14 protein-coding genes and 1 riboswitch are annotated in these 15,113 nt (G+C 68.4%); of the genes, 5 read left to right on the top strand and 9 right to left on the bottom strand.

All coding sequences use genetic code 11. From position 1 onward, the window contains the following. Positions 1–2 precede the first annotated feature (2 nt). Positions 3–1,535 (bottom strand): CoA-acylating methylmalonate-semialdehyde dehydrogenase, encoded by a 1,533-nt coding sequence (locus GGR88_RS01750; RefSeq protein ID WP_167952378.1) that lies wholly within the window; start codon positions 1,533–1,535, stop codon positions 3–5. A gap of 106 nt (positions 1,536–1,641) precedes the next feature. On the opposite strand from GGR88_RS01750, the gene GGR88_RS01745 reads away from it, so the two are divergent. Then, a complete protein-coding gene (locus GGR88_RS01745; RefSeq protein WP_167952376.1) occupies positions 1,642–2,568 on the top strand; it encodes a DMT family transporter in 927 nt (308 codons plus the stop codon). A gap of 39 nt (positions 2,569–2,607) precedes the next feature. Here GGR88_RS01745 and GGR88_RS01740 read toward each other — a convergent pair whose 3' ends face one another. From GGR88_RS01740 to GGR88_RS01715, 6 genes are all read right to left on the bottom strand, one after another. Continuing rightward, a complete protein-coding gene (locus GGR88_RS01740) occupies positions 2,608–3,615 on the bottom strand; it encodes an SDR family oxidoreductase (RefSeq protein WP_167952374.1) in 1,008 nt (335 codons plus the stop codon). Between the two features lie 157 nt (positions 3,616–3,772). Beyond that, on the bottom strand, positions 3,773–5,389 hold the full coding sequence (gene gcvPB, locus GGR88_RS01735) for an aminomethyl-transferring glycine dehydrogenase subunit GcvPB (RefSeq protein ID WP_167952371.1): 1,617 nt from the start codon (positions 5,387–5,389) through the stop codon (positions 3,773–3,775). Beyond that, a complete protein-coding gene (gene gcvPA / locus GGR88_RS01730; protein ID WP_167952369.1) occupies positions 5,386–6,744 on the bottom strand; it encodes an aminomethyl-transferring glycine dehydrogenase subunit GcvPA in 1,359 nt (452 codons plus the stop codon). Before gcvPA ends, gcvPB begins: the two co-directional genes overlap by 4 nt. Positions 6,745–6,776: 32 nt before the next feature. Continuing rightward, positions 6,777–7,148, bottom strand: a complete 372-nt coding sequence (gene gcvH / locus GGR88_RS01725; RefSeq protein ID WP_167952367.1) for a glycine cleavage system protein GcvH — start codon at positions 7,146–7,148, stop codon at positions 6,777–6,779. Continuing rightward, entirely contained in the window at positions 7,145–8,284 is a 1,140-nt protein-coding gene (gene gcvT, locus GGR88_RS01720) for a glycine cleavage system aminomethyltransferase GcvT (protein ID WP_167954285.1), read from the bottom strand. The genes gcvH and gcvT overlap by 4 nt, the downstream gene beginning before the upstream one ends. Before the next feature lie 199 nt (positions 8,285–8,483). Further along, positions 8,484–8,580: riboswitch (glycine riboswitch) on the bottom strand. 71 nt (positions 8,581–8,651) lie between these two features. Then, a complete protein-coding gene (locus GGR88_RS01715) occupies positions 8,652–9,293 on the bottom strand; it encodes a hypothetical protein (protein ID WP_167952365.1) in 642 nt (213 codons plus the stop codon). 99 nt (positions 9,294–9,392) lie between these two features. Between GGR88_RS01715 and ispH the strand changes: the two genes are divergently transcribed. Genes ispH through rnhA form a run of 3 tightly spaced genes read left to right on the top strand, consistent with a single transcriptional unit; the run spans position 9,393 to position 11,753 of the window. Continuing rightward, positions 9,393–10,352: a 4-hydroxy-3-methylbut-2-enyl diphosphate reductase gene (ispH, locus tag GGR88_RS01710; protein ID WP_167952363.1), complete on the top strand. Its 960-nt coding sequence runs from the start codon at positions 9,393–9,395 to the stop codon at positions 10,350–10,352. Between the two features lies 1 nt (position 10,353). Beyond that, the gene (thrB, locus tag GGR88_RS01705) at positions 10,354–11,304 is read left to right on the top strand and encodes a homoserine kinase (RefSeq protein ID WP_167952361.1); all 951 of its coding nucleotides are present in this window, start codon (positions 10,354–10,356) and stop codon (positions 11,302–11,304) included. A gap of 5 nt (positions 11,305–11,309) precedes the next feature. Further along, positions 11,310–11,753 (top strand): ribonuclease HI, encoded by a 444-nt coding sequence (gene rnhA / locus GGR88_RS01700; RefSeq protein ID WP_209023260.1) that lies wholly within the window; start codon positions 11,310–11,312, stop codon positions 11,751–11,753. A 247-nt stretch (positions 11,754–12,000) separates the two neighbouring features. Here the strand turns inward: rnhA and GGR88_RS01695 are convergent, their stop codons facing one another. Next, complete coding sequence (locus GGR88_RS01695) at positions 12,001–13,218, bottom strand: alpha/beta fold hydrolase (RefSeq protein WP_209023172.1); 1,218 nt, start codon at positions 13,216–13,218, stop codon at positions 12,001–12,003. Between the two features lie 65 nt (positions 13,219–13,283). Beyond that, the gene (locus tag GGR88_RS01690; protein WP_245196411.1) at positions 13,284–13,829 is read right to left on the bottom strand and encodes a TetR/AcrR family transcriptional regulator; all 546 of its coding nucleotides are present in this window, start codon (positions 13,827–13,829) and stop codon (positions 13,284–13,286) included. Positions 13,830–13,992: 163 nt separating this feature from the next. Between GGR88_RS01690 and GGR88_RS01685 the strand changes: the two genes are divergently transcribed. Further along, the gene (locus GGR88_RS01685) at positions 13,993–15,069 is read left to right on the top strand and encodes an aldo/keto reductase (protein WP_167952355.1); all 1,077 of its coding nucleotides are present in this window, start codon (positions 13,993–13,995) and stop codon (positions 15,067–15,069) included. Positions 15,070–15,113: the final 44 nt, after the last annotated feature.

Raw genomic sequence — 15,113 nt, 5'->3', positions numbered from 1 at the left:
CCTCACCCCATCGTGGGAATGACGAAGGCGTCGTTAATGCGGCTCGGCCCGCCATCCTCGCTGCCGGTCGGCAGCACGGATCCATCCGGCCACCGCTGTGTGACGGTCTTGGTCTTGGTCCAGAAGCGGACGCCCTCCATGCCGTGCTGGTTGATGTCGCCGAACGCGGACCGCTTCCACCCGCCGAAGCTGTGATAGGCGACCGGCACCGGGATCGGCACGTTGATGCCGACCATCCCGACATTGACTCGCGCGGCGAACTCACGCGCGGCATGGCCGTTGCGCGTGAAGATCCCGACGCCGTTGCCATATTGGTGCTCGCTCGGCAGCCGCACGGCCGTTTCGAAATCGGGAGCGCGGACGATCTGCAGCACGGGGCCGAAGATCTCTTCCTTGTACGCCGACATGTCGGTGGTCACCCGGTCGAACAGCGTCGGGCCGACAAAGAAGCCGTTCTCATGCCCTTGAAGCGTAAAGCCGCGACCGTCGACCACCAGCTCGGCGCCTTCGTCGACGCCGGTCTGGATCCAGTCCTCGACCCGCTTCTTGTGCTGCGCGGTGACGACGGGGCCGTAATGCGCCTCGTCGTCGGTCGACACGCCGACGCGCAGGGCTTCGATCGCGGGAAGCAGCGCCTCACGCAACGCGTCGGCGGTCCTGTCGCCGACCGGGACGACGACGGGCAGCGCCATGCAGCGCTCTCCGGCCGAACCGAAGGCGGCGCCGGTCAGATCCTTGACGACCTGGTCCATGTCGGCGTCCGGCATGACGATGCCGTGGTTCTTCGCCCCGCCCATCGCCTGGACGCGCTTTCCAGCCTCGACACCGCGGCGATAGACATAATGCGCGATGTCCGACGATCCGACGAAGCTGACGGCGGAGATCGCCGGATGATCGAGGATCGCGTCCACCATCTCCTTGTCGCCGTGGACGACCTGCAGGATGCCCTCGGGCAGCCCCGCTTCCAGGAACAGCTCGGCCAGCCGCACCGGCACCGACGGGTCGCGCTCCGACGGCTTCATGATGAAGGCGTTGCCGGTGGCGATCGCCACCCCCGACATCCACAACGGGATCATGGCCGGAAAGTTGAAGGGCGTGATGCCCGCGCCGATGCCGAGCGGCACCCGCATCGAATAGACGTCGATGCCCGGCCCCGCGCCGTGCGTGTATTCGCCCTTGGTGACGTGCGGGATGCCGCAACAGAACTCGATCACCTCCAACCCGCGCTGGATGTCGCCCTTGGCGTCGGCGACCACCTTGCCATGTTCGGACGACAGCAACCGGGCGAGCGCATCCATGTTCTGCTCGACCAGTTCCTTGAAGCGGAACATGACGCGGGCGCGCCGCTGCGGATTGGTCGCTGCCCAGCCAGGCTGCGCGGCCTGCGCCGCCGCCACCGCGCGGTCCAGCAATGCGCGATCGCCCAGCGGCACGCGCGCCTGCACCTGGCCGCTGTTCGGGTCGAACACGTCGCCGTGCCGGGCCGCGCCGCCACCACCGGAGCCACCGACGATCAGATGATCGATGTCACGCATGCTGCTTAACTCCTCGCCTATTTGGGACGTCCATGACGCGCCAAACGAGCGGGGGCAAGCGCGCCGTCGCTGGACTGCACAGGCCGGAGGGGCAAAGGAGGACGCCATGCCCGCCCCCGTTCAGATCGCCGCCCGGCCGGACCGCCGTCTTGCCGGTATTGCCGTCCGGCTGCTGTCGGCCATCTGCCTGTCGGCCATGTTCGCGCTCGGGAAACTGGCGGCAGACAGGGGCGTGAGCGTTGTCGAGATCCTGTTCTACCGGCAGGCCTTCGCCATCCCGATGGTGGGCGCGTGGATCGCGCTCAGCGGCGGCGGGATGGCCGCGCTCCGCACCCATCGGCCGGGCGCCCATGTCTGGCGCACGGCCATCGGGCTTTCAGGCATGGCGCTTAATTTCACGACCTTCCTGCTGCTGCCGCTCGCGGAAGCCACCGTGATCGGCTTCAGCGTGCCGATCTTCGCAACCATCCTGTCGACGCTGCTGCTGGCGGAACCGACCGGCCGTCATCGCTGGTCGGCAGTGCTGGTCGGCTTTGCCGGCGTGGTGCTCGCGATCAGGCCGGGATCGGGGGCGCTGCCCGCAGCTGGCATCGCCGTGGGCGTGGCGGGCGCCATCGTCACGGCGGGCGTCAGCATCACCCTTCGCCAGATCGGCCGTACCGAGGGCGCGCCCACCACCGTCGCCTGGTTCACCGGGCTGTCGATGATCCCGCTCGGGCTGCTGATGCTTCGGTTCGGTCAGATGCATGACGCCCGGACATGGGCGGTGCTTGCCGCCCTTGGCGCCACCGGCGGCATCGCGCAGCTTGCTCTGACGGCGTCGCTTCGGATGGCGCCCGTTTCGGTGGTGCTGCCGATGGATTACTCCAGCCTCATCTGGGCAGTGCTGATCGGCTGGCTGGTCTTCGGCACCTTGCCGGCCGGGACGACCTGGCTCGGCGCGCCGCTGGTGATCCTGTCGGGGCTCTACATCATCTACCGCGAGCATCGGCTGCTGCGCGAACGCTCATCCCTCGCCGGGCCGGCAGATTAGGATCCCTCCCGCTCCGCCGGTGCCCGGCTCAGCGCCGACTCAGGGCTGTCCGTCGCCGCCATGGGCGCCGATCACGCTGCCGGTTGTGAAGCTCGACTCGCCCGACGCCATCGTGACGAACAGCGCGGCGAGCTCGGCGGGCTGGCCTGCCCGGCCGAGCGGCGTGTCCTGGCCGAACTGCCCCATCTGCCCCGGCAGCTGGCCGCCGGCGACCTGCAGCGGAGTCCAGACCGGTCCCGGTGCCACGGCGTTCACGCGGATGCCCCGCTTGGCGAGCTGCTTGGCAAGGCCACGTGTGAAGATCAGCAGCGCACCCTTTGTGGATGCGTAGTCGAGCAGTTCCTCGCCCGGGGTCCAGCTGTTCACCGAAATGGTGTTGATGATCGCCGATCCCGGCTGCATCGCGGGAATGGCGGCCTTGCTGATCCAGAAGGTCGCATAGACGTTGGTCTTGAAGGTCCGGTCGAACTGTTCGGCGCTGATCTCCATGATCGACGCTTTGCTCTGCTGGTAGGCGGCGTTGTTGACCAGGATGTCGAGCCCGCCGAGCTGCTCGATTGCGCGTTCCACCATGGCATTGCACGCACGCTCTGTGCGGATGTCGGCGGGCACCGCCACAGCGCGCCGGCCGGCCTGGCGGATCAGCGCCACCACCTCGTCGGCGTCCGGCTGCTCGTCCGGATGATAGTTGATGGCAACGTCGGCGCCTTCGCGCGCATAGGCGATCGCCGCCGCACGACCGATCCCGCTGTCTCCGCCGGTGATCAGCGCGCCCCGACCGGCCAGGCGGCCGGACCCGCGATAGCTTGTCTCGCCATGGTCGGGACGGGGGTTCATGTCGCGCGCCAGGCCCGGCCAGTCCTGCCGCTGCTCCGGAAAGGGCTGGCGCGTATATTTCGTCTGCGGGTCGACCGGCCGCGACGCCGGCGTTGGCGCCGCGGCTGCACCGCCGCTGCTGCGGTTCTGGCCCATGGCCGGGGTGGCCGCTGCGGCGAGACCGATGGCGGCACCGCCGATCAGGGTACGGCGGGTGGGGTCGTCGATCATGGGAGGCTCTCCGGCAGCGTCGGTCCATCCCCCAACGCCCGCACTCGCCCGCAGGTCCACCGCCGATCAGCAGAAAACCGCAGCACCGCCAATCGCTTGGACGACAGGTGCCACCCCCCGCCGGCGTGCTTCCGCGCCGGCGGGGGACGTGCCTGCCCTACTCGGCGGCTTCGGCGACCGGCGCCGGATCCTTCCACGCCAGGATCGGCTTTCGCGCCGCCAGCGTCTCATCGAGCCGGCGGCGGGGAGCGTGGACCGGCGCTGCCTTCAGGGCCGCATCGCCGGCGCGTGCCCGCTCCGCCACGGCGCGAAGCGAGCCGATAAAGGCATCCAGCGCCGCCTTGGACTCGGTCTCCGTCGGCTCCACCAGCATCGCGCCGTGCACCACCAGCGGGAAGTACATGGTCATCGGGTGATAGCCCTCGTCGATCAGGCCCTTGGCCACGTCGAGCGTGGAGAAGCCGTCGGCGAAGCCCTCGTCCGAGAACAGCGCCTCGTGCATGCACGGCCCCGAATGCGCGAAGGGGGCCTCGAGCACGCCTTCCAGCTGACGCAGGACGTAGTTGGCGTTCAGCACCGCGTCTTCCGCCACCTGCCGCAGCCCGTCGGCACCGTGGCTGAGGATGTAGGTCAAGGCGCGCGTGAACATGCCCATCTGGCCATGGAATGCGGTCATGCGGCCGAAGCTGTCGAGCTTTCCACCGAAATGCTCGTTCGAGAACTCCTCGGCGCGCTCCTCCTCGATCAGGTGGATGTGCCCGTCTGCGGTACGCGCGGTGTAGGGCAGCGGGCCAAACGGCGACAGCGCCTCCGACAGCACCACCGGGCCCGATCCGGGACCGCCACCGCCGTGTGGGGTGGAGAAGGTCTTGTGGAGGTTGATGTGCATGGCATCGATGCCGAGATCGCCCGGCCGCACCCGACCGACGATCGCGTTGAAGTTCGCGCCGTCGCAATAGACGTAACCGCCGGCGGCATGCACCGCGTCCGAGATCGCCTTCATGTCCGGCTCGAACAGGCCGCAGGTGTTGGGGTTGGTGATCATCACCGCCGCCACGTCCGGTCCCAGCCGCGCCTTCAGCGCTTCAAGGTCGACACGGCCGTTGGCGTTGGCGGGAATGCCCTCCACCTTGAACCCGGCGAACGCCGCCGTCGCCGGGTTGGTGCCGTGCGCGCTTTCGGGCACCAGCACGACCTTGCGATCACCTTCGCCCCGCTTCTCCAGCGCCGCCTTGATGCACAGGATGCCGCACAGCTCGCCATGCGCGCCGGCCTTGGGGCTCATCGCCACGCCGTGCATGCCGGTCAGGTCGATCAGCCAGAAGGCGAGCTCGTTGATGACGGCAAGCGCGCCCTGCACGGTGTCGACCGGCTGCAGCGGGTGGATGTCGGCAAAGCCGGGCAGCCGCGCCATGCGCTCGTTCAAGCGCGGATTGTGCTTCATCGTGCACGATCCGAGCGGAAACAGACCCAGGTCGATGGCGTAGTTCTGGCGGCTGAGCCGCGTGTAGTGCCGAACCGTCTCCGGTTCGCTGAGGCCCGGCAGGCCGATCGGCGCCGTGCGGGCAAGCCCGCCCAGCCGATTGCCGCGCCCGTCGTCCAGCATCGATGCATCGAGGTCGACGCCCGTCGTCTCCGCCGTGCCGATCTCAAAGATCAGCGCCTCGTCCAGCATCAGCGCGCGGTTGCCGCTGAAGGTGGCGGTCGCATCGCCTGCACCGGACCCGCCGTTCGCCGGACGCTCAGGACGCCATCCGCTTGCGTTCACGCTCATGCCAGCACCTCCTCAAGCGCTTCTGCAAGCGCATCGATGTCGTCCGCGGTGGTCGTCTCCGTCACCGCCACCAGCAGCCCGTTCGCCAGGCTCTCCTCACCGGGATAGAGCCGGCCCAGCGAGACGCCCGCCAGGATCCCCCGGTCGGCCAGCGTCCGCACCACCGGCCGCGCCTCCACGGGCAGCTCCACCACGAATTCGTTGAAGAAGCTGTCGTTCACCACACGCACGCCTGGAACCTTGCCCAGCCGCTCGGCCGCGCGCACCGCGCCGTCATGGTTGATGGACGCCAGCGTCCGCAGCCCCGCCTCGCCGAGCAGCGTGACGTGGATGCTGAACGCAAGCGCGCAGAGCCCGGAATTGGTGCAGATGTTGGACGTCGCCTTTTCACGCCGGATATGCTGCTCACGCGTGGACAGGGTCAGCACGAACCCGCGCTTTCCTTCGGCGTCGACGGTTTCGCCGCACAGCCGGCCCGGCATCTGCCGGACATATTTGTCCTTGCACGCGAACAGCCCGACATAGGGCCCGCCGAACTGCAGGCCGACGCCCAGCGACTGGCCTTCACCCACCACGATGTCCGCACCCATTTCGCCGGGGGACTTGATCGCGCCCAGCGCCACCGGCTCCGTCACCACCGCGATCAGAAGCGCGCCATGCTCGTGCGCGCGCGCCGCCACAGCGGACAGGTCAGCGATGCGGCCGAGGATGTCCGGATACTGCACCACCACGCACGACGTCTCGCCGTTGATCGCCGCCAGCAGCCGCTCGCCGTCGGTCATTGCATTCAGTTCGGGCGCTGCGGTGTCGAGCGTGTCGCCGGTGAACTTCGCCATCGTCCTGGCGACCGATACATAATGCGGATGCAGCCCGGACGAGAGCACCGCGCGCTTCCGCCGGGTGACACGGCCGGCCATGCTGATCGCTTCCCAGCAGGCGGTTGAGCCGTCGTACATGGACGCATTCGCGACGTCGCAGCCGAACAGGCGTGCGACCTGCGTCTGGAACTCGAACAGCATCTGCAGCGTGCCCTGCGCGATCTCCGGCTGATAGGGCGTGTAGGCCGTCAGATACTCGCCGCGCTGGATCAGGTGATCGACGCTCGCGGGGACGTGGTGGCGATAGGCGCCCGCGCCGAGGAAGAAGGGCACTTCCCCCGCCACCAGGTTGCGCCGGGCGAGCGCGGACATGTGCCGCTCCACCGCCATCTCGCTGGCGTGCATCGGCAGACCCTCGATGGGTCCGGAAAGCCTGGCCGCTTCCGGCACGTCGACGAACAGATCGTCGATGCTCTCGGCACCGACGGCGTGGAGCATCTGTCGGCGATCGTCGGTGGTCAGGGGAAGGTAACGCATGTCCTGGGCTCTCCGCGGGATCAGGCGCCGGCTTACAGCGCGGCGACGAAACTCTTGTAGGCGTCCTCGTCCATCAGCCCGTCGAGCTCAGACGGGTTGGTGAGGTCGATGCGGAAGAACCAGCCGTCGCCCTCGGCCGCCGAGTTGACCAGCGACGGATCGTCGGACAGCGCCTCGTTGCCCTCCGTGACGGTGCCGGACACCGGTGAATAGACGTCGGACGCCGCCTTCACCGACTCCACCACGGCCGCCTCGTCGCCCTTGGCGAGCGTGCGTCCGACAGCCGGCACCTCCGCGAAGACAATGTCGCCAAGCTGGTGCTGCGCATAGTCGGTGATGCCGACCGTGGCGCCGTTGCCGGTCACTTCGATCCATTCATGCTCGCGGGTGAAATAGCGGCTCATTTTTGGTCTCCCTTGCGGTGGTAGCGGTGGGGAACGAACGGAAGCGCCACAACGGCTGCCTCGTGGATCTTGCCACGCTGCGACAGCCTGACGGTGGAACCCGGCACGGCCTGCGACAGCGGCACATAGGCCATCGCGATGGCACGGCCGAGCGAGGGCGAGTGGCCGCCCGACGTGACGTGTCCGGTGGCGGCACCGGATTCATCGATCACCGTTGCGCCCTCCCGCACGGGCTGACGCCCCTCCACGGCGAGGCCCACACGCTTCAGCGCCGGACCGGCCTCGCGTTCCGCCAGGATGCGATCCGCACCCGGAAAGCCGCGCTCCTCCCGGCGCCGCTTCGACAGCGCGAAGCCGAGATCGGCGGCGATCGGAGTGGTCTCTGGATCGAGGTCGTGGCCGTAGAGCGGCAGACCGGCTTCGAGGCGAAGCGAGTCGCGCGCCCCGAGGCCGATCGGGCGCACTTCGGGGTCGGCGCTCAGCGCGTCCACGAAGGCCGCTGCTGCGTCTGCGGGCAGCGAGATCTCGACGCCGTCTTCGCCGGTGTAGCCCGACCGGCTGATCCAGAGCGGCGTCCCCGCCCAGTCGAACGCGCCTGCGTCCATGAAGGTCAGACCGTCGACGCCCGGCACCAGCCGCGCCACGGCCGCCACCGCGGTCGGGCCCTGCACAGCGACCAGCGCCTGATCCTCCAGATGGTTGATCGTGATGTCGTCCGGCAGATGCTCACGCAGATGGGCGATGTCGTCCCACTTGGTGGCGCCGTTGACCACCATGTAGATCGATCCGTCCGGCGCCCGGGTGAGCATCAGATCGTCGAGGATGCCGCCATCCTCCGACAAAAGCAGCGAGTAGCGCGCCTTTCCGATCGGATGCCCGGTAATGTCGGCGGGCAGCAGCGATTCCAGCGCGGTCTCCACGCCCTCTCCCGTCAGCCGCAGCTGCCCCATGTGGCTGACATCGAACAGTCCGGCATGCTCCCGCGTCCAGAGATGCTCCGGCAGGATGCCGTCATACTGGATGGGCATATGGTAGCCGGCGAACTCGACCATCCGGGCGCCGCGTCCGCGGTGCCAGGCGTCGAGCGGAAGCGAGCGGATCGAGGGACCGTCCTCGTCCTCGTCAGCCTGGGGCATGATCTGGTCGGCTCCGGCGTGGGTGCCGTCAACAATCTCGCTCATCCGTCACCTCATCGAGAACGACGTCGCCCGCGCCTGCCGCGGGTGATCCGTCGCCCCCTCTGTCACGGAACCTGAGAGCTTTCACGACGGGCGGACCGCCGCTTACCCCTTCGGTGGGACGCGCGAGGACGCGCGGCCTCTTTCCAGAGCGTCTTGAGCCCGCGCGGTCCTTGGGCCTGAGAGATTCCGGGGCGGTTGCTCCTTCGGCGGCACGGCACCTTTCGGGCCGGACGCTCTCCCGCGCGTACCCCCGCCGTTTCCGGCGGTGACGGTTGGAGCCTTGGTCGGCGGTCGCGCCGCTGTCAACGACCTTTGGCGCGCATCAGCGCGTGACGTTGTAGCGCAGCTGTTCCGGGGTCAGGGCGAAGCCCACCAGCAGTTCGAAACTGGCCCTGGCGACCGCCTGCCGCACCGTCGGATCCGCCAGCGGATCAACCGCGGCATCGGCGTCTCCGGGGCGGCGGCGTCGGGTGATCTGCGCTTCGATCTCGGCCGGGATCGTCGCGGCCGCGCGCGACACCACGCCGCTCGCCTCACCCTGCGCCGTCGCGCGGTACTGCCCGTCGGCAAAGCTCAGGGTGACGCGCGAGACGCGCTTGGCAACGACGCTGGTGCCGCCCTGCACCACCGATGCGTAATAGGGCAGGACCACCTGCCGCGCGCCGCGGTTGTCGCGGCGCTGCGCCTGGACGTCGAAGGTCGTGCGCGACACGATCTGGTCGCCCTGATCGCCGCACTGCGTGCGCAGGTTGGTGATGGACGCGGTGACGTCGATAGCGTCGGCCGTGCGGCTGTTTTCCGGGTTGAACAGCGTGATGTCGCCGGTGCCCGCCGGGATCCCAACCGCCGGGCAGGCGGAGCGCACGGTGGACACGCCGCCGCTCGAATCGATCTCCAGGTTGCGCTGGCATCCGCCAACAAGGACGAGCGCGAGAGCGGCGAGCGACGTGGTGGCGTGACGCATGAACTTCCCTAAGCACGAGCCGGACGCGCAGGCCCGCAAGACGAGGCGGACCATAGGAAGCTGCTTTTGCAACCGCAAGCAATGGCGTAGGGCAGCGGCATGGACATGCTCACCCGTCGCCGTCCCTTGCTCCAGCTGCTGATCGCCGCGCCGCGCGGCTTCTGCGCCGGTGTCGACCGCGCCATCCGCATCGTCGAACTCGCGATCGAGAAGCACGGTGCCCCCGTCTATGTGCGGCACGAGATCGTCCACAACCGCTATGTGGTGGACAATCTGCGCGCGCAGGGCGCGGTGTTCGTGGAGGAGCTGGACGAGGTGCCCGACGGCGCGCCCGTCGTCTTTTCCGCGCACGGCGTGCCGAAGGCGGTGCCGGCGGCGGCGGAAGCGCGCGGGCTCGACTATCTCGACGCCACCTGCCCGCTCGTGTCCAAGGTCCACCGGCAGGCCGAGCGGCTGGTTCAGGACGGGCGGCACATCCTGTTCATCGGGCACCGCGGTCACCCGGAGGTGATCGGGACGCTGGGCCAGGTGCCCATCGGCCGCATGACGCTGGTGGAGACGCTGGACGATGTCGCGGCGCTCCAGGTCGACGATCCCGCCAACCTTGCCTTCCTGACTCAGACCACCCTGTCGGTCGACGACACGGCGGAGATGGTCCGGGCGCTGCAGGAGCGGTTCCCGCTGATCCAGGCGCCGCGCGGGGAGGACATCTGCTACGCCACCTCCAACCGGCAGGCGGCGGTGAAGGCGATCGCATCGGCCTGCGACGCAATGCTGGTGATCGGCGCGCCGAACAGCTCGAACTCGGTCCGGCTGGTCGAGGTCGCCGAGCGGGAGGGCACATCGGCCCGGCTGATCCAGCGCGCGGCGGAGATCGACTTCGACTGGCTGGAGGGTGTCGGCACCTTGGGCATCACCGCCGGCGCGTCGGCGCCCGAGACGCTGGTGCGAGAGGTCGTCGCGAAGCTCGCCGAGCGTTTCGACATCGAGGAGCGCGAGGTCGAACAAACGGTGGAGCGGATGGCGTTCAAGCTGCCGCGCGCGCTCCAGCCCAGCTGACGTGGCGGTCTATACCGCGGTTCCGGCCGAAGCGCTGGGCGCTTTCCTGAAGCGCTACGACCAGGGCGAGCTGGTGTCGGCGAAGGGGATCGCCGAGGGTGTCGAGAATTCGAACTACCTGGTCGAGACGACGCGGGGGCGGTTCATCCTCACCCTGTATGAGAAGCGGGTGTCGGCGGCGGACCTGCCGTTCTTCCTTGCGCTTGTGGACCAAGTTGACGCCGCGGGCGTGCCGGCGCCGCGCGCGCTGTTGGATAGTGCAGGAAACGCAATCGGCACGCTGGAGGGCCGGCCCGCCTGCCTGATCCAGTTCCTGCCGGGCGTGTCGCCATCGCGCCCGACCGCGGCGCAGGCGGCGGCGGCGGGCGAGGCGCTCGGCCGGCTGCACGCGGCGGTGGCCGATTTCACGCCAACCCGGCCGAACGACCTGGGGATCGCCGGATGGCGCCCGCTGCTGGAGCGGTGCGGGCGGGGCATCGACACGATCGCGCCCGGGCTGTTCGACCGGATCGACGCGGCCCTTGCCCGGGTGGAGCGCGCCTGGCCGCACGCGCTGCCGGTCGCGACCATTCATGCCGACCTGTTCCCGGACAATGTGCTGATGCTGGGCGACGCGGTGACCGGGCTGATCGACTTCTATTTCGCCTGCACCGACATCCGCGCCTATGACGTGGCGGTGATGCATTCGGCCTGGGCGTTCGACACGGAAGGTCACCCGATCGACGGGGTCGGCCCGGCGCTGGTGTCGGGATATGCGGCCCGGTTCGGCCTGCTGGCGGAGGAGCGCGCGGCGCTGCCCGTGCTGGCGGAGGGCGCCTGCATCCGGTTTATGCTGACGCGCGCCTGGGATTGGCTGAACACGCCCGCCGACGCGCTGGTGACACGCAAGGACCCGCTCGCCTATCTGCGCCGGCTGGAATGGTATCAGGCGAACGGGGACGCTTTCCGGTGAACGAAATGTCGAGCGTGGAGATCGCGACGGACGGCGCGTGCAAGGGCAATCCGGGGCCGGGCGGCTGGGGCGCGCTGCTGCGGTTCGGCACCGTCGAGAAGGAGCTGTCGGGCGGCGAGCCGGAGACCACCAACAACCGCATGGAGCTGACCGCCGCGATCGAGGGGCTCAGGGCGCTGAGCCGCCCGTGCGCGGTCACCCTGTCCACCGACAGCCGTTATGTGATGGACGGCCTCACCAAGTGGGTGAAGGGCTGGCAGAAGAACGGCTGGAAGACCGCCGACCGCAAGCCGGTGAAGAATGCCGAGCTGTGGCAGGCGCTGATCGAGGCGGCCAAGCCTCACCGCATCCAGTGGACCTGGGTGAAGGGCCATGCCGGCCACCCCGACAACGAGCGCGCCGACCGGCTTGCGTCCGCCGCCGCGGAAGCCGCGCGGCTGAAGCGGTAAGGCGCCTGTCGGCAAGGGGCGAACGGAGAAAGGCGCGGTCAGGCCGTCTTTTCGAGTGCGCTATCAGCGGACTGGTGTGGCGCTGAGGCCAGCCAGGTCGTGGCCCTGTAGCTCACCGCCTCCGGTTCAAACGATCACGTCCGCTTCTGTTTGGGAAACGGGGTGAGCTCTTAACAAGGCGGGTCGCAACAGCGGACCTTTTCGGATCGCGGCCTCGCCAAAAAGGATGGAGAAACGAGAAAGCGCCTCATGCTGGCGACTTGGGTGCGAAATCCAGCAGCAGCCTGCCGAGCTGCGCCGGCTTCTCCTGCTGGATCCAGTGGCCCGCCCCGTCGATAATCTCGATGCCCTGTAACTGCGTGGTCGCGCCTGACCGCATCAGGTCGAGCGCGCCCGGCGCGACATAGGTCGCCCAGTCCTTCGTCCCGCCGACGAACAGGGAAGGCACGTCGATCGTCCGGCCGGAGAACAGCCGCAGTTCCCTGTTGAGTAATGGATCGGCGAGCACGCGATACATCATCAGCGCGCCCTGAAAGCCGGTGCGCGCATATTCGCTCACATAGACAGCAAGTTCGGGTTCGGTAAGCCAGCGACACGTTGCGACGTGCGCCGCATTGGGTTCGAACGGAGCGACGTTCTGTGCCATCGTCGTGCCGCGTTCCATGACATAGTAGGTCGGCAGCGCCGCAAACGCCCCGGCAGACGGATCCGTGAGCGGATGCGGCATGTTTCCGGGCCAGTCGCCGCTCTTCACGTGAAAGAAGGTGCGCAGGAACCGATGCAGCCCCTGCGCTGGATGGGAGAGGTCCTCGTTCGCCTCGCGCGTCGCGAGATACTGCTGGTAGAGTACCCGTGGCGGGTCGAGCGCGGCCAGCGCTTTTGTCAGCTTGTGCGGGTCCGCGACGGGGGTCGCAATGGCGCTTCCATTCGCTGTGTCAAAAGGCAGCGTCGGGACGCCGGGGAACGGCGCACTCATCAGGACAACGGACCGGAACACATCAGGGCGAGCAATGGCGCAGTAAGCCGCCACCGGCGACCCGAAGTCATGGCCGACGAGCAGCGCCGTCTGCCGGTGACCGAGCGCCGAGACCAGCGCGAGCGCATCGCGAACCAGGTTCAGCAGCCCGAACGGCGCCAGCGGCGCGTCATAGTCGTTCACCCAACCAGTCGTGCGGCCAAACCCTCGCTGGTCGGGCGCGACGACGTGATAGCCGGCCTCTGCCAGCAGCGGCATCAGGTGCCGCCAGCCATAGGCGAGGTCGGGAAAGCCGTGCAGCAACAATGCGAGCGGCCGGACCGGATCACCAAACCCCGCCTCGAGCAGATGCACGTCGAGGCCGTTGATCCCCGTCACCACCCGTGACCGGATGCCGGGTGCCAGCGGCGCGTCGCCATAAGGCGATCCAGACATGGCATGTCCTTCCCCGTTCGTTGCAAGAGCACGGCCGAAGCTGAATGCGAGCAACCCGCCTGCTCCGGCTGCCAGAAAGCCGCGACGCGACGACCACTCGATCGACGGGTGCGGCGAACTCAAGCAGTCACATCCTCAGGCCAGGCTCGGAGCGCAGCGTCTGCGACGCCCGCCAGAGCCGTTCTTGGCGCGCCATCGCGTGCCAACACGGACAAGCCCTGGATGACCGCAACAACCAGCCCAGCGAGCGCCCCAGCGTCCGCACCGCGTGGGAGCACACCGGCCGCCACGTCCCGTTCGATACGCGCGGTGAGGGCATCGGTGATGCGGCGACGATAGGCAGCGACCACCGCTTGGACGTCCTGCGATGCCGCCGACCCGCTCGCGGTCGCACTGGCGAGCAGGCATCCGGGCGGCGTGTCCGCCCCCGTGAACATCTCGACGGCGCCGGTCAGCAAAGTTTGGGCGGCATCATGCGCACTCGGCGCATCGGCGATGGCCGCCTCGGCCGCCTCCGGCTCGCCCGCATAGCGCCGCACGGCCTCCAGAAACAGGCGGCGCTTATCGCCGAATGCCGTGTAAAGGCTTGGAGGCGTGATCCCCATCGCGGCAGTCAGGTCGCTGATCGACGTCGTTTCGTACCCGTGCCGCCAGAACAGGTGCATGGCTCGATCGAGCGCCGCATCGCGGTTGAACGACAGCGGACGTCCGCCCTTGCGCCTGGCGCTACCCTCCGCGCCAGGATTCGTAGCGATCGCTGTGGAATCGATTGACCTCATCGGCCTGCTCTAGCATAGGTTTCATATCGAACGCTACGAAAGTCTGGTTATGTCGCTTTTTAATTACCGCACCCTTGGCCGCTCGGGCCTCGTTGTCAGCCCGCTTGCGCTTGGCACCATGACTTTCGGCCTCGGTGAGTGGGGGGCCGACCAGGCGACCTCGCGGGCAATCTTCGATGCCTATCGCGAGGCTGGTGGCAACTTCGTCGATACCGCGGACATCTATGCCGGTGGCGAAAGCGAGCGGCTGCTCGGCAGTTTCATCGCGGATGCGGGTGTCCGGGACGAGATCGTGCTGGCGACCAAGTTCGGCTTCAACGCCTCCGCCAACCCGCTGGCGGCGGGGCAGGCCGGTCGCGGCAATCCCCATGCCGGGGGCGCCGGCGCGAAGAACATCCACCGGGCGCTGGACGCGTCGCTGCGACGACTCGGCACCGATTATGTCGACCTGTACTGGATGCATATCTGGGACGGCGTGACGCCGGTCGGAGAGATTGTTCAGACGCTGGGCGACCTCGTGCGCGCCGGAAAGATCCGCTACTATGGCTTCTCTGACATGCCGGCATGGCTGGCCTGCAAGGCCGCGACGATCGCGAGCGAACGCGGCGTGCCCGGGCCGATCGCGATACAGGTCGAATATTCGCTCGTTGCACGCGATGTGGAGGCCGAGCATGTCCCGGTCGCACGCGAGGGTGGCATGGGCGTCATTCCCTGGAGCCCGCTGGCGGGCGGCTTTCTGTCGGGCAAGTACCGGCGGGAGGACACATCCGGCACCGGCCGCCTGAGCGGCGCCAACCCGTTCGGCGACAGCAAGTTCTCAAACCGCAACTGGGATATCCTCGACACGCTGACGACCGTCGCGGACGAGTTGAGACGGTCACCGGCCGAAGTCGCGCTAGCCTGGACGCTGCACCGGCCCGGTGTCGCCTCGACGTTGATCGGCGCGCGGGAGGCGTCACAACTGGAAGGCAATATCGCCGCCGCCAGTCTGCGCCTCGATCCCGAACATCTGACCCGGCTGACCGCCGCCAGTGCGCCGGTGCCCGGCTTTACCGCGTCGCTGACCGCCGCACCCATCCGCCGGATGGTGTTTGGCGGGCATGACGTCACCGGCTGGGAGGAATGAACGACACGCTTCCTGTAAACGAAACCGTAGGGAGGGTGGCCCTG

It is taken from the genome of Sphingomonas jejuensis, from assembly GCF_011927695.1.
GTDB lineage: Bacteria > Pseudomonadota > Alphaproteobacteria > Sphingomonadales > Sphingomonadaceae > Sphingomonas_K > Sphingomonas_K jejuensis.
Note: the sequence above shows the minus strand (reverse complement) of the source record. Positions and strands in the feature narration are given on the sequence as shown.

What these genes read in the sequence shown, in the direction of transcription:
- GGR88_RS01750 (WP_167952378.1), bottom strand. Translation starts at nt 1,535, where the DNA reads ATGCGTGACATCGATCATCTGATCGTCGGTGGCTCCGGTGGTGGCGGC.
- gcvH (WP_167952367.1), bottom strand. Translation starts at nt 7,148, where the DNA reads ATGAGCCGCTATTTCACCCGCGAGCATGAATGGATCGAAGTGACCGGC.
- gcvT (WP_167954285.1), bottom strand. Translation starts at nt 8,284, where the DNA reads ATGCCCCAGGCTGACGAGGACGAGGACGGTCCCTCGATCCGCTCGCTT.
- GGR88_RS01690 (WP_245196411.1), bottom strand. Translation starts at nt 13,829, where the DNA reads ATGCACCTGTTCTGGCGGCACGGGTACGAAACGACGTCGATCAGCGAC.
- GGR88_RS01745 (WP_167952376.1), top strand. Translation starts at nt 1,642, where the DNA reads ATGCCCGCCCCCGTTCAGATCGCCGCCCGGCCGGACCGCCGTCTTGCC.
- ispH (WP_167952363.1), top strand. Translation starts at nt 9,393, where the DNA reads ATGGACATGCTCACCCGTCGCCGTCCCTTGCTCCAGCTGCTGATCGCC.
- GGR88_RS01740 (WP_167952374.1), bottom strand. Translation starts at nt 3,615, where the DNA reads ATGATCGACGACCCCACCCGCCGTACCCTGATCGGCGGTGCCGCCATC.
- gcvPB (WP_167952371.1), bottom strand. Translation starts at nt 5,389, where the DNA reads ATGAGCGTGAACGCAAGCGGATGGCGTCCTGAGCGTCCGGCGAACGGC.
- GGR88_RS01685 (WP_167952355.1), top strand. Translation starts at nt 13,993, where the DNA reads ATGTCGCTTTTTAATTACCGCACCCTTGGCCGCTCGGGCCTCGTTGTC.
- gcvPA (WP_167952369.1), bottom strand. Translation starts at nt 6,744, where the DNA reads ATGCGTTACCTTCCCCTGACCACCGACGATCGCCGACAGATGCTCCAC.
- GGR88_RS01715 (WP_167952365.1), bottom strand. Translation starts at nt 9,293, where the DNA reads ATGCGTCACGCCACCACGTCGCTCGCCGCTCTCGCGCTCGTCCTTGTT.
- rnhA (WP_209023260.1), top strand. Translation starts at nt 11,310, where the DNA reads ATGTCGAGCGTGGAGATCGCGACGGACGGCGCGTGCAAGGGCAATCCG.